Origin of the sequence: Lysinibacillus sp. FSL K6-3209, assembly GCF_037976175.1 — a bacterium.
Lineage (GTDB): Bacteria > Bacillota > Bacilli > Bacillales_A > Planococcaceae > Lysinibacillus > Lysinibacillus sphaericus_D.
Window position 1 is genome coordinate 1,160,483 of the sequence record NZ_CP150264.1, and the last position, 14,343, is coordinate 1,174,825.

The following is a 14,343-nucleotide window of genomic DNA, read 5'->3' on the forward strand; positions in this document are numbered from 1 at the left end:
GCGAGGAGTTTCGGCTTACAACATGCCTGCGGAAAACGCAATGGTTTTTTACGCTAGAATTGTTTGGGTGTCAGGCACTTAAAATAATTTGTGCAAAAGCCTTGCAAACCGTATAATGAAAATAAGTGGTTGCTGTTCGGGATATTTTTTAGGAGGAAACAAATTGACAAAAAAGAAAAATGAATTAATTCGCATCATTCCACTAGGTGGTGTGGGCGAAATTGGAAAAGCAATGTGCGTAGTAGAAATTGACGAAGAGCTATTTGTAGTTGATAGCGGTTTAATGTTCCCAGAAGACGAGATGTTGGGCATTGACATCGTAATACCGGATATTACGTATTTAGAAGAAAACAAAGAGCGTGTGAAAGGGATTTTCTTAACACATGGTCATGAGGATGCCATTGGGTCAATCGCTTATATTTTACAAAAAGTGAAGGCACCAGTGTATGGATCAAAATTAACGATTGCACTTGCAAAAGAACATTTAAAAGAATTACCTGCACCACATCAGGTAAAATTCTTTGAAGTAACAAATCGTAGCCGTATGAATTTCAACTCTACGTATGTGACATTCTTCCATACAACACATAGTATTCCCGATTCGTTAGGGGTTGTGTTCCATACTTCTGAAGGAGCGATTGTTCATACGGGAGAGTTTAAATTCGACCAATCGGCAACAGGTAAGTTTAAACCGGATTTAGCCAAAATGGCACAATTAGGTGAAGAAGGCGTATTTATTTTACTATCTGAGTCTTGTGAAGCAGAGCGACCAGGCTATACGACATCTGAAATTGTGATTGAAGAGCAATTATCAAAAACATTCCATTCGGCACCAGGTCGTATTTTAGTAGCTGTCTATGCGTCTAATTTCATTCGTATTCAACAAGTCCTAACGCAAGCGCAAAAATCGTTCCGCAAAGTGGTTATTGTGGGGAAACCTTTAGAAAAAGCTGTTGATTTAGGTGTACAGTTAGGATATTTAACGGTAGAAGAAGATACGATTATTCCAATCTCTGAAATGCAAAAATATCAAGAAGAAGAAATTATTATTATCACAACGGGTAATAGAGGCGAACCGTTAGATGCATTAGAGAAAATTGTTCGTAAGCATCATCGAGACATTAAAATTAAACAAAATGATACAGTACTCATTACGTTTACGCCATCTCCTGGTATGGAAGTACAAATGGCAAATACGATGAATTCCATTGCGAAAGCTGGAGCTGAAATTTTGACATCAAGTAAAAATGTCCATGTATCGGGTCACGGTAGCCAAGAAGATTTAAAGCTAATGTTGAATTTAATGCAGCCGAAATACTTTATTCCAGTTCAAGGGGAATACCGTATGCTGATTGCACACTCTAAGTTAGCACAACAGCTTGGTATGCAAAAATCACAAATTTTTATCGCTGATAAAGGTGATATTGTCGAATACAAAAATGGCAAAATGCGTATGAGTGGTCGTGTACAAGCTGGTAATGTATTAATAGACGGTATTGGTGTAGGCGATGTTGGAAATATTGTTTTACGTGATCGTAAATTACTTTCGCAAGATGGTATATTCATTGTTGTTGTCACTTTAAACCGTGCACAAAAGAAAATTGCTTCAGGTCCCGAAATATTATCGCGTGGTTTCGTCTATGTGCGTGAGTCAGAGCAGCTAATGGTGGAAGCATCTGAAATTGCGAAAAACGTGATTGAAAAATATGTAGGGAAAGATACTTTCGAATGGACAAACATTAAACAAGAAATTCGTGATACATTAAATACTTATTTATTCCAAAAAACGAAGCGCCGCCCAATGATTATCCCAATCATTATGGAGTATTAAAATTTTAAAAGATTTCTTTAACGCATGTTGCTAATGAGTGACGCCACATTTTGTTGCGTTACCGATTGAATGTCAAAAAGTATGTCATTGTCTAACATGAAAATGTGACATGACATAGTCAAGCACTTCAAAATAAGCTTGTTTTTTGATAGAAGTCGAATGTAGAGTAAGCTTTGAAGAAGTAGCGAAGGAGGAAGGATTTTCTAGCCGATAAAACGGTGGAAAATCCTTTTTTTGAAATATTCGAGTTCTACATGATATTATTCGCTACATATATAGAATGGATTGCAAAAGAAGGTGAAAAAGATGGCAAGTAGTAAAAGGAAAAAAGTCACGAAAGCAAAACCTACATCCGATAAAAAAGAAGTGCATCCGCTCATGTACGAAATTTTAGGGCTCATCTTAATCGCGATTGCGGTCATTATGATTTTTGAATATGGCATGATTGGGCGTATTTTACAAACCATTGCCATGTTTCTTTTAGGGAATTTACATTTTGCAGTGCCATTTATGCTTATCTTTGTCGCATTGCTTCTTATGATTGGACAGAAAAAAGTAAGCATGAAGGACCGGCTTATGTTAGGGATGGTGCTCATTGTTATGAGCTTGACTATTTTTAGTCATGGCATTTTATTCGAGCAATTAACAAAATCAGGTGGTTTATTATCGGAGTCTGTTTTGAGGGAGTCATGGCGAATATTAATCGATACGGATGGCGTAGTTCATCGAAGCAATGCACTTGGTGGTGGTATGGTAGGTGCACTGTTATTTAGCGGTCTTCATGTATTATTTGAAGCCACAGGAGCTAAAGTGGTAGCTTGGGTCCTTTTCTTTATTGGCTTAATTTTAGTAACAGGAAAAGCACTCGTTCCATATTTAGCTGAAAAAATGCCTGTGCTCTTTGGAAAATGGCAAAAAAAACAGCAAGAAAAGAAAAAAAATAAGCCTAAGAAACCGAAAAGTCGTCGTTCCAGAGCGGAAAGCACGGACGAGGTTGCAGCGGTCAATCACGCGCCAGCAGCCTATGAGGAAGAAGAGGAAGTTCCTCATGAGCCAATTATTTCTGCCTTTACGCAAAACGTTTCACATGAGCGAGTAGAACCGTTGCAAACTGTTGAGCCTGTGGATATTGAAGATGGAGAGCTTGTTGATGATGTTCATATTGGTAGTGCAGATGCTGTGGAAAATGCCGATTATCAGCTTCCTTCGTTCAATCTATTACAAATGCCTCCACAACATGACCAAAGTGGTGAATATTCCGTTATTCAGGCAAATGCGAAAAAGCTAGAGCAAACATTGCAAAGCTTTGGCGTAAAAGCAAAAGTGACACAAGTTCATTTAGGACCTGCTGTAACAAAGTATGAAATTTTACCGGATATTGGTGTAAAAGTCAGTAAAATTGTCAACCTACAAGATGATCTTGCATTGGCACTTGCAGCGAAAGATATTCGGATGGAGGCACCGATTCCTGGAAAGTCTGCCATTGGTATTGAAGTTCCAAATAGTGAGGTAGCAATCGTTACATTGCGAGAAGTACTAGAGTCAAAAGACGGAGCAAAGCCTGAATCGCTATTACAAGTAGCTTTAGGGCGTGATATTACAGGACAAGCTGTGTTAGCAGAACTTAATAAAATGCCCCATTTACTTGTTGCAGGTTCAACGGGCAGCGGGAAAAGTGTGTGTATAAATGGCATTGTCGTATCCATACTAATGCGTACAAAGCCACATGAAGTCAAGCTGATGATGATTGACCCGAAAATGGTGGAATTGAATGTTTATAATGGAATTCCTCATCTGTTAGCACCGGTTGTAACCGATGCACGCAAAGCGTCGCAAGCTTTGAAAAAGGTCGTTTCGGAAATGGAACGACGTTACGATTTATTTTCACATACAGGCACAAGAAATATTGAAGGTTACAATGGGCATGTCCAAAAGGTCAACGAACAAACAGAGGAAAAGCACCCTAAATTGCCATACATCGTAGTTATTGTAGATGAGTTAGCAGATTTAATGATGGTTGCCTCAAATGACGTCGAGGATTCCATTACACGTTTAGCACAAATGGCACGAGCAGCGGGCATCCATTTAATATTAGCGACACAAAGACCAAGTGTAGATGTTCTAACGGGTGTTATTAAGGCGAATATCCCATCCCGTATCGCATTTGCAGTATCATCTGCAATCGATTCGAGAACGATTTTAGATATGGGTGGAGCAGAGCGTCTGCTTGGACGTGGCGATATGTTATTTTTACCTGCTGGTGCATCGAAGCCGAAGCGCGTGCAAGGTGCCTTTTTATCTGATCAGGAAGTAGAAGCGGTTGTTAACTTTGTTATAGAACAACAAAAAGCACAGTACCAGGAAGAGATGATTCCAAGTGAAGAAGAGACTGTTTTAGAAGAAACGGATGAATTATTTGACGAGGCTGTGCAATTAGTAGTAAATATGCAGACTGCTTCGGTATCAATGCTACAACGTCGCTTCCGTATTGGTTATTCTCGTGCTGCGCGCATTGTCGATCAGATGGAACAACGCGGTATTGTAGGGCCTCCAGAGGGAAGTAAGCCTCGACAGGTGTTAATTCATCAATATGATAATTAAGGAAAAAACATGGGGTCATTGCGGAATTTATGTCCAAATGTTTGCGCTGAAAGTAAGGAAAGGATGATTTCTATTACTGATTTTGCTCAAAATAGTTTATTTCATTCTGCAAAAATGTTATATTTATGAACGATTAGTAGGAATGTTGTACATCAGATGTCTGATCTCTGATTTTGGTGGTGATTTATGTGACTATTAAAGCAGATCATCGTCATCTCTATCTTCAAGTAATTGATCGTTTAAAATCTGACATCGAGACGGGCGTTTTCAAAGAAAATGAAAAACTTCCATCAGAATTTGAATTATCGAAATCACTAGGAGTAAGTCGAGCAACACTTAGAGAGGCGCTTCGACTGTTGGAAGAGGAAAATGTGATAGTGCGTCGACATGGGGTTGGTACATTTGTCAATCCTAAGCCGTTGTTTACATCAGGCATCGAGCATTTATCCAGTATTTCTTCTATGATCGAAACAGCAGGTATGGAACCAGGGTCTAAGTTTTTAAAGGCAACTGAGAATATCCCTTCTGATGAAGATTTAAAACGCTTCCAATGTGATGGCGAAGATAAAATACTCACGATTGAACGCGTCAGAACAGCAGATGGTGAGCCAGTAGTTTATTGTATAGATAAATTACCAGCTAGCTTCCTGCCTACTGACTTTGTTGACAAAAAAGAAGTTTCCCTTTTCTCGGCACTTGAGCAATCGGGTAAAATTCATGTTGCCTATGCTGTAACGTATATTGATCCGGTTGGGTATCATGAACAAGCATCACCGATTTTAAATTGTGGTCGTGAAACAGCTCTTTTAGTATTGAAACAGCTCCATTACGATGACAATGATCAAGTAGTGCTGTATTCAAAAAATTATTTCCGAGCTGATAAATTCAGCTTCCATGTAGTACGTAAACGGGTGTAGAACATTTCTAAATTATTTTCCTGCTAATTACAATACCTTGGGGGGTTAACAAAATGAAAAAACGTAAATTTGGTTTAGTATTATCATCAGTTTTAGCTGCAAGTGCAATTTTAGGTGCATGTGGTACGAAAGACGAAGAAAAACCTGCAAAAGACAATGCTTCATCAGGTGATAACAACACAGAAGAAACTTTCTCAGTAGCAATGGTTACTGACGTTGGTGGCGTTGACGATAAATCATTCAACCAATCAGCATGGGAAGGTGTTCAAGCTTATGGTAAAGAACACAACCTTAAAAAAGGTGAGGGTGGTTTCGACTACTTACAATCATCATCTGACGCTGACTACGAAACGAACTTAAACAATTTACTACGTCGTAACTTTGACCTAGTATTTGGTATTGGTTTCATGATGGCTGATGCTGTTGAAGCGGTAGCTGCTGACAACCCAGACAAACACTTCGCATTAATCGATGCTGAAGTAAAAGCTGACAACGTTGTTTCTATTCTTTTCAAAGAACAAGAAGGTGCATTTTTAGCAGGTGTAGCGGCTGCTAAAATGTCTAAAACAGGTAAAATCGGCTTCGTAGGTGGCGTAGATATCCCAGTTATCAATCGTTTTGAAGCTGGTTTCGTTGAAGGTGCTAAAGCTGTTAACCCTGATATCGAAATTCAACGCAACTATACAGGTGCATTTGATAAAGCGGACCTTGGTAAAATTGCTGCTAACAGCATGTACTCTTCAGGCGTAGATATTATTTTCCACGCTGCTGGTGCAACTGGTAACGGTGTATTCTCTGAAGCAAAAGAGCGTAAAGCAAAAGACCCTAAGGCAAACGTATGGGTAATCGGTGTAGATGCTGACCAATATGATGAAGGTAAAGTAGATGATAAAACAAACGTGACTTTAACTTCTATGTTAAAAGGTGTTAACGCTGCAGTAGTAGATTTCTCAAACAAAGCGAAAAATGGTGAATTCCCAGGCGGTACAACAGTTGTTTACGGTCTTGCTGAAGACGGTGTAAAACTGGCTGATTCTCGCGGTGCAATCCCAGCAGATGTACAAGCTGTTATTGACGAATATAAAGAAAAAATTGCTAGCGGTGAAATCGTAGTTCCAGAAAAAGTGGAAAAATAATTCATCTCTTAATCATCATAAGGGCTTTACAACTGCCCTTATGATGATTTTTCAATCTATCGTTATATTTCGACTATTTGTAATACTCTGTTTGGATACATTTTATTTTTATATATTTTTTCTATATATAAATAGAATTATTATATTAGATTATCGTAAGTTTAATATATGATGGTAACAAGTTAATAGAAGAAAGGTTTCTAACGATGACCTTTCCTGTATTAATTTATTTTTCATTTAGAAAATGCCTTATCTTTAGGTGAGGGTTGTGCTGTATTGCAATAGAGGCAGGAAGAAATACACCAGTGAATAAAAATTATTTTAGAGAAAATTGCCTAATAAGGGAGTGACAATATTGGAATACGTGATTGAGATGCTTGGAATCCGCAAAGAGTTTGGTGGATTCGTAGCAAATAATAACATCACCCTCCAACTAAAAAAAGGCGAGATTCATGCACTGCTAGGAGAAAATGGTGCAGGTAAATCGACTTTAATGAACGTCCTTTTTGGTCTGTATCAGCCAGAGGGTGGAGAAATTCGTGTTCGTGGGAAAGCTGTTAAAATTACAAACCCGAATGTTGCCAATGATTTGGGGATTGGCATGGTGCATCAACACTTTATGTTGGTGGAAAACTTTACAGTAACAGAAAACATTATTTTAGGCTCAGAACCTACAAAAATGGGTGTAGTCAATATTAAAGATGCAGCGAAAAAGGTGCAAGCGCTTTCTGAGAAGTATGGGCTCGATGTAGATCCAAATGCAAAAATCGAAGACATCACTGTAGGAATGCAGCAACGTGTTGAGATTTTAAAAACGCTATATCGTGGCGCAGAAATTTTAATTTTCGATGAACCGACTGCTTCTTTAACGCCACAAGAAATTACAGAGCTTATTCAAATTATGCGCCGATTAATCGCTGAAGGTAAATCGATTATTTTAATTACACATAAGCTGAAAGAAATTATGGATGTATCTGATCGAGTGACAATTATTCGTAAAGGGGAAGGGATTGGTACAGTTGTAACGGCTGAAACAAACCCTGACCAATTAGCTGAATTAATGGTTGGTCGTCAGGTTGAGTTTAAAACAGAAAAAATAGATGCTAATCCAACCGAGGAAGTACTAACGATTGAACAGTTAGTCGTAACAGACTACCGTAATATCGATAAAGTAAAAGGTCTTAACCTTAATGTTCGTAAAGGTGAAATTGTCGGAATTGCTGGTATTGATGGTAATGGTCAATCAGAGTTAATCGAGGCAATTACGGGTTTACGTAAAGTGAAAAGCGGTACGGTAAAGCTTAACGGCAAAGATGTAACAAACATGAAACCACGTAAAATTACAGAACAAGGTGTAGGGCATATTCCACAAGACCGTCATAAGCATGGACTAGTGTTAGATTTCCCAATCGGTCACAATATTGCATTCCAAACATATTATCAACCACCGATTGCTAAAGGCTTTGTAATGGATTATAAAAAGGTATCGGAAAAAGCGAAACAAGTTATTCAAGAATATGATGTGCGAACAGGGAATGGCGAGATGACGCCTGCACGAGCACTTTCGGGTGGTAACCAGCAAAAAGCGATTATTGGTCGTGAAATTGACCGAGATCCAGATCTACTGATTGCAGCACTTCCGACACGTGGGCTAGACGTAGGGGCAATTGAATTTATTCACTCTCGACTAATCGAGCAGCGTGATAAAGGGAAAGCCGTATTATTAATTTCGTTTGAATTAGATGAAGTAATGAATGTTTCAGACCGAATCGCTGTTATTTATGACGGTCAAATTGTGGATGAGCTAAATCCAAAAGAAACAACAGAGCAAGAGCTTGGTCTATTAATGGCGGGACAAAGTAAAAAAAATAGCACAAATATAGCGAAGGAGGGGAACGACTAATGTCAAATCGTGTCATTAATATACTCGTTCCTATCATCTCAATCATTATCGGTTTAATTGTTGGTGCTATCGTAATGGTAGTCAGCGGCTATGACCCAATCCAAGGTTATAGTGCTCTTTGGACAGGTATTTTTGGAGATTCATATTCAATCGGGAACACAATTCGTCAAATAACACCGTATATTTTAGCAGGTCTAGCGGTAGCATTTGCCTTCCGTACTGGCTTATTCAACATCGGGGTTGAAGGTCAGTTAATTTTAGGTTGGCTTGCAGCAGCATGGGTAGGCTATGCTTTTGAACTACCAAAAATTATTCACTTGCCATTGGCATTACTCGCTGCAGCAGCAGCAGGTGCATTTTGGGCCTTTATTGCAGGTTTCTTAAAAGCGAAATTTAAAGTTCATGAAGTAATTGCGACAATTATGCTAAACTATACAGCGCTTTATATTGCGAACGCTGTTATTAAAAAATTGTCAGATGGTAGCTTTAAAACAGAACGTGTACTTGAATCGGCTTCATTACGTTCTCCGTTTTTAAGAGAGCTTACAGACAACTCAAGTCTTCACTATGGGATTCTGATAGCACTTCTGATGGTAGTGGTAATGTGGTTTATTTTAGAAAAAACAACACGTGGTTATGAGTTAAAAGCAGTTGGTTTTAACCAACACGCGGCAGAATATGCTGGTATGAGTGTCAATAAAAACGTTATTTTAGCCATGACGATTTCAGGTATGTTTGCTGGTCTCGGTGGCGCGATGGAGGCACTTGGTACTTTCCAAAATGCATCCATTAAAGCAGGCTTCACAGGGATTGGTTTTGATGGTATCGCTGTTGCCTTACTTGGGGCAAATACACCACTTGGCGTAGTATTCGGGGCTTCTTTATTTGGTTCGTTAAAATATGGTGCTCTTAATATGCCGAATGCTGCAGGGATTCCAGAGGAAATCGTATCAATTATTATCGCCTTGATTATTTTCTTTGTAGCTTCAGGCTACGTTATTCGAGTAGGATTACAAAAGTTAAGTAAGAAAAAGGAGGGACAATAACATGAGCTTTTTAGAAATGTTATATTTCATCATCCCTTCTGCAATCCTTTATGCGACACCATTAATTTTCACTGCAATCGGTGGTGTATTCTCTGAACGTTCAGGTGTTGTTAACATCGGGCTAGAAGGTTTAATGATTGTCGGCGCATTTGTTGGTATTTTTGTCAATTTAGAATATGCATCACAATTAGGTTCCGCAACAGTATGGGTGGCAATGCTTGTAGCAGTGATTATCGGAGGAATTTTCTCCTTACTACATGCCGTCGCGGCAATCTCATTCCGTGCCGATCAAACGGTTTCTGGGGTAGCTATTAACTTACTAGGTTTAGCGGTTACAGTATTCTTAGTGAAAATGATTTATGATAAAGGTCAGACAGATATGATTGAACAACCAATTCGTCGTTTTGCTGTTCCTTACTTAGAGGATATTCCGTTCTTTGGACCATTATTATTCCATAACGTATATAGTACTTCGATTTTAGCCTTTGCTGTGGCAATAGGTGCTTGGTTTATCATTTATAAAACACCATTTGGTTTACGTTTACGTGCAGTAGGAGAACACCCAATGGCAGCTGATACAATGGGTGTAAACGTTAATAAAATGCGCTATATCGCTGTTGTTCTTTCAGGTGCACTTGGTGGTCTTGGTGGTGCGGTTTATGCACAAACAATTACAGGGAATTTCTCACATGCAACGATTGCTGGGCAAGGGTTCATGGCACTTGCGGCGATGATCTTTGGTAAATGGCATCCAATCGGAGCGTTAGGGGCAGCGTTATTCTTTGGTTTAGCCCAAACATTAAGTATTGCAGGGAATCAAATTCCGTATGTGCAAGATATTCCAGCAGTATATTTACAAATTTTACCTTATGTCTTAACGATTTTAGCGTTAGCCGGATTTATTGGGAAAGCGAATGCACCAAAAGCAAGTGGTCAACCTTACATTAAAGGCAAACGATAAGTATCAGGCAACAGGTTTTATTCGTTGAATGACTGGACGAGGTTGGAAAGAAATGAAGCGAATAAAAAGACTGGGCAAACCAAGCCCAGTCTTTTGCCTTATACAGTAAATTTTTTCACTTTCCACATACATACTTTGGATTCTTTTTGCAATTATAGACAATAGACATGTATAGTATTTGTAGTACATTGTTATATTAAGAAAGATAGGAGGGTTTCATATGTTTAAAACAATACCTTTTGCAAAAGGTGTCAATTTGCATATCCGACAAACGACCCAATTTAAAACAGTAAATTTCTCGATAAAATGGAGAAGAGCATTAACAGCCAAATGTGCGTCTGAACGTACGGTGTTAACCAATGTGTTGCAACATAGCAATGCAAAATATACAACAACTGCCGCTTTTCGTAGTTTTTTAGATGACCTTTATGGGACAGTGTTGTATTTTGATACATCAAAGCGTGGTAACGAGCATACGGTATTGATGAATATGGAAACCGTAAATGATCAATTTTTGGCGAATACAAGTGTATTAAATGAAGTGCTAGGTATCATGCATACAGCTATTTTTGAGCCGAATTTTGAAAACGGTGTATTTAAGGAATCCATTGTAGAACGCGAAAAGAAAATGGTCATTCAACGTATTGAATCTATTTTTGATGATAAGTCTCGCTTTGCACAGATGCGTCTTCAAGAAATTTTACGTCCAAATGAGCCTGCCTCTATTTCAGCAAATGGGACAGTGGAAGACATACAAAGTATTACACCAGCATCTTTAGTGGCAGCGTACGAATCAATGCTAACTACTGACAAAATCGATATTTATGTTGCAGGCGATATCAATGAAGAAGAGCTTGTTGCAAAACTGAAAAAGGCACTGCCTTTTAAAGATCGTATACCTGAAGAAATTCCAACTGTTGTGCCTCAAAAACACCCACAAAATGATTATGTACGCGAACAACAGGAAATGAAGCAAGGGAAATTGCATATTGGCTTTAGTACACCAGTGCGATTTGGTGATGCGGATTTTGCTAAAATGCAAATCTTTAATGGTGTTTTCGGTGGCTATCCACATGCCAAATTATTTATGAATGTTCGTGAAAAGGAAAGTTTGGCCTACTATGCTTCAAGCTCATATGCATCACATTATGGCTTATTATTTGTGGTGTCTGGCATTGAGGCGAAAAATGAAGAAAAAGCACTAAATTTGATTAAAGAACAACTTGTGGCAATACAAGCAGGGAATATTACCGATTTAGAATTAGACCAAACGAAAGCGATGCTGACAAATCAGTTAAAGGAATCGCTTGATTCTGCGCGTGGTCAAATTGAAATTTTTGACCAATACAAAGATTTACCAGAGGAATTTTCTGTCGAAGCTTGGGCAACGAAGTGGCAAGCTGTGACAAAAGAAGATGTTGTCGACATGGCGAAGCAAGTGAAGTTAGAAGCGGTCTATTTCTTAAGTGGAAAGGAGCAAGCCGCACAATGAAAACAATTGAATTCAAACAATTAGATGAAACACTTTACTATGAAAAACTAGAAAATGGTTTAGATGTCTATATTTTACCGAAAAAAGGATTCTCAAAAACATTTGTAACGTTCACAACAAAGTACGGTTCTGTTGACCGCACATTTGTACCGCTTGGAGAATCGCAAAGCATTACAGTACCGGATGGCATTGCGCACTTTTTAGAGCATAAGATGTTTGAAAAAGAAGATGGCGATGTGTTCCAAAAATTTAGCGAATATGGTGCTTCAGCCAATGCTTTTACTTCTTTCACACGGACTGCGTATTTATTTTCATCAACAGATAATATTTATAAAAGCACTGAAACTTTATTGAATTTTGTTCAAGAGCCATACTTTACAGAGGCTACGGTTAATAAAGAAAAAGGGATCATTGGTCAGGAAATTACAATGTATGATGACCAACCGGATTGGCGCCTATACTTTGGCACAATTGAAAACATGTATCATACTCACCCAGTGAAAATTGATATTGCGGGGACAATCGAATCGATTGATGGCATTACAGCTGACCATCTATATACGTGCTACAATACGTTTTATCATCCATCTAATATGTTATTATTTGCTATTGGAGCCGTGGAGCCTGAAGAAATGATGGCGTTTATACGTGAAAATCAAGGTAAAAAAGAGTTCCCAGAGCCTACACCAATTCAGCGTTTCTTTGAGGAAGAGCCAACAGATGTTGCTGTAAAAGAACGCACATTGCACATGGATGTGCAAAAACCAAAGGTCTACATGGGCTTAAAAGCGAAAGACACGAATTTGTCTGGCCGTGAAATGTTACAACATGAGCTATCCGTACAAATTGCATTAGAGCTTATTTTTGGGCGAACTTCAAGCTTTTATGAACGCGTTTATGATGAAGGCTTGATTGATGAATCGTATGCGTTTGACTTTACGTTAGAAAAAGGTTTTGGCTTTGCATTGATTGGCTCTGATTCTACAGAACCTGATGCATTAGCAAAAGCTATTAAAGCGGAATTAGAAAAATACGAACAAGGTGCGCAATTTGCCAGTGCAGATTTAGAACGCATCAAGCGTAAAAAAATTGGCTTTTTCTTACGTGCATTAAATTCAATCGAATTTATTGCGAATCAATTTACACGTTATTCTTTTAATGAGATGAATTTATTCGATGTTGTCCCTGTCTTAGAAGAATTAACAATTGAAGATTTAACTAAAGCGTTTGCTTCTATCCAAGGTGAATCGCAACAAACTGTATTCAAAGTGTTACCAACAGAGAAGGGCGCATAATGAAAAAGTTTGCCCTAATAGTAGGTGCATCGGGTGAGATCGGTCGTGCTATTTGTCGAAGTTTGGCACAAGACGGCTGGTCTCTCTATGTGCATTATGCTCATAACAAGCAAATGGCTCAAGTTTTATGTGATACGCTTTCAGGCGATTTTCCAGCGCAGGAATTTATGCTTGTACAAGGAGATTTTACAAATATACATGCAGCGCAAAAATTGGCTTCACAAATATTTAGTGTCCAAGCAATTGTTTTTGCGAACGGGCAAGCACATTATGCCTTGTTGGAGGATACAACAGCGGAGGAAATGGATGCATTATGGCGTGTTCATGTGCAAAACCCGATGCAATTAACTGCTTTATTATCTTCAAAACTACGGACTCATGATGTCAGTTATGTGCTTTTTATCGGTTCTATTTGGGGCGAAGCAGGATCTGCTGGAGAAGCGCTTTATGCTACGGTGAAAGGTGCGCAGCATGCTTTTGTGAAGTCCTATGCCAAAGAAGCCGCATTATCTGGAATTCGTGTTAATGCCATTGCCCCAGGCTTTATCAATACTTCGATGAATAACCATTTAAGTAATGAAGAACTGCAATACATTTTAGAAGATATTCCATTAGGTTCAGTCGGTCATACAACAGATGTAGCTGAAATGGTTCGTTTTTATCTGTCAGGAAAAGCAAATTATGTGACAGGACAAATAATTCGATTAAATGGTGGTTGGTACATATAATATCTCTTCTTTTTGCACATACTACATGTGTAAAGGAGGAGGAAACATATGACCATTTTAGAAAACTGGCAAAAATGGACATCTTTTTTAGGACAAAATGTTATGCAGGCTGAATCAAGTGGTATGCCAAAGAAAATGATTCAACAAGCTGCTGTACAAATTGGCGAATATTTGGCGACAAATATCGACCCTAAAAATGAACAAGAACGAGTGCTGTCGGATTTATGGGGCGTTGCCTCTGATGATGAAAAGCAAGCGTTGGCGAATTGTGTCGTAAAACTTGTGCAAAATAAACATGTACAGTAAAAAAAGAGGAGAGCTACTCTCCTCTTTTTTCTATATTAAAAATCGATATTTGCGTGGAAAAGGGAACGTATGTAAGTCTATTTCCAGTAGGACAATAAATTTTAGTAAGAATTTAAAAATAACGCTA

The 14,343-nt window shown here is 38.5% G+C and carries 11 protein-coding genes; all 11 read left to right on the forward strand.

Going from position 1 to position 14,343, the window contains the following annotated elements:
- The first annotated feature begins 163 nt into the window (after positions 1-163).
- The 11 genes from MHH88_RS05485 (at position 164) to MHH88_RS05535 (ending at position 14,216) form a co-directional block, all read left to right on the forward strand.
- A complete protein-coding gene (locus tag MHH88_RS05485; RefSeq protein WP_024361976.1) occupies positions 164-1,831 on the forward strand; it encodes a ribonuclease J in 1,668 nt (555 codons plus the stop codon).
- Positions 1,832-2,137: 306 nt separating this feature from the next.
- The gene (locus MHH88_RS05490; RefSeq protein ID WP_339261751.1) at positions 2,138-4,432 is read left to right on the forward strand and encodes a DNA translocase FtsK; all 2,295 of its coding nucleotides are present in this window, start codon (positions 2,138-2,140) and stop codon (positions 4,430-4,432) included.
- 188 nt (positions 4,433-4,620) lie between these two features.
- Positions 4,621-5,349, forward strand: coding sequence for a GntR family transcriptional regulator (locus MHH88_RS05495; protein ID WP_024361974.1), 729 nt, complete (start codon positions 4,621-4,623; stop codon positions 5,347-5,349).
- Between the two features lie 53 nt (positions 5,350-5,402).
- Positions 5,403-6,485, forward strand: coding sequence for a BMP family protein (locus MHH88_RS05500; RefSeq protein ID WP_069510069.1), 1,083 nt, complete (start codon positions 5,403-5,405; stop codon positions 6,483-6,485).
- A gap of 355 nt (positions 6,486-6,840) precedes the next feature.
- On the forward strand, positions 6,841-8,388 hold the full coding sequence (locus MHH88_RS05505; RefSeq protein WP_339261752.1) for an ABC transporter ATP-binding protein: 1,548 nt from the start codon (positions 6,841-6,843) through the stop codon (positions 8,386-8,388).
- Positions 8,388-9,434, forward strand: a complete 1,047-nt coding sequence (locus MHH88_RS05510; RefSeq protein WP_069510065.1) for an ABC transporter permease — start codon at positions 8,388-8,390, stop codon at positions 9,432-9,434. The genes MHH88_RS05505 and MHH88_RS05510 overlap by 1 nt, the downstream gene beginning before the upstream one ends.
- 1 nt (position 9,435) lies before the next feature.
- A complete protein-coding gene (locus tag MHH88_RS05515) occupies positions 9,436-10,395 on the forward strand; it encodes an ABC transporter permease (RefSeq protein WP_339261753.1) in 960 nt (319 codons plus the stop codon).
- 220 nt (positions 10,396-10,615) lie between these two features.
- A complete protein-coding gene (locus tag MHH88_RS05520; protein WP_339261754.1) occupies positions 10,616-11,887 on the forward strand; it encodes a pitrilysin family protein in 1,272 nt (423 codons plus the stop codon).
- Positions 11,884-13,182, forward strand: coding sequence for a pitrilysin family protein (locus MHH88_RS05525; RefSeq protein ID WP_069510059.1), 1,299 nt, complete (start codon positions 11,884-11,886; stop codon positions 13,180-13,182). Before MHH88_RS05520 ends, MHH88_RS05525 begins: the two co-directional genes overlap by 4 nt.
- Positions 13,182-13,910, forward strand: a complete 729-nt coding sequence (locus tag MHH88_RS05530; RefSeq protein ID WP_339261755.1) for an SDR family oxidoreductase — start codon at positions 13,182-13,184, stop codon at positions 13,908-13,910. Before MHH88_RS05525 ends, MHH88_RS05530 begins: the two co-directional genes overlap by 1 nt.
- A 48-nt stretch (positions 13,911-13,958) precedes the next feature.
- Entirely contained in the window at positions 13,959-14,216 is a 258-nt protein-coding gene (locus tag MHH88_RS05535; protein WP_024361966.1) for a DUF3243 domain-containing protein, read from the forward strand.
- The last annotated feature ends 127 nt before the right edge of the window (positions 14,217-14,343 follow it).

Coding starts and splice junctions, on each gene's coding strand:
- MHH88_RS05490 (WP_339261751.1), top strand. CDS start 2,138: ATGGCAAGTAGTAAAAGGAAAAAAGTCACGAAAGCAAAACCTACATCC.
- MHH88_RS05500 (WP_069510069.1), top strand. CDS start 5,403: ATGAAAAAACGTAAATTTGGTTTAGTATTATCATCAGTTTTAGCTGCA.
- MHH88_RS05510 (WP_069510065.1), top strand. CDS start 8,388: ATGTCAAATCGTGTCATTAATATACTCGTTCCTATCATCTCAATCATT.
- MHH88_RS05515 (WP_339261753.1), top strand. CDS start 9,436: ATGAGCTTTTTAGAAATGTTATATTTCATCATCCCTTCTGCAATCCTT.
- MHH88_RS05520 (WP_339261754.1), top strand. CDS start 10,616: ATGTTTAAAACAATACCTTTTGCAAAAGGTGTCAATTTGCATATCCGA.
- MHH88_RS05525 (WP_069510059.1), top strand. CDS start 11,884: ATGAAAACAATTGAATTCAAACAATTAGATGAAACACTTTACTATGAA.
- MHH88_RS05530 (WP_339261755.1), top strand. CDS start 13,182: ATGAAAAAGTTTGCCCTAATAGTAGGTGCATCGGGTGAGATCGGTCGT.
- MHH88_RS05535 (WP_024361966.1), top strand. CDS start 13,959: ATGACCATTTTAGAAAACTGGCAAAAATGGACATCTTTTTTAGGACAA.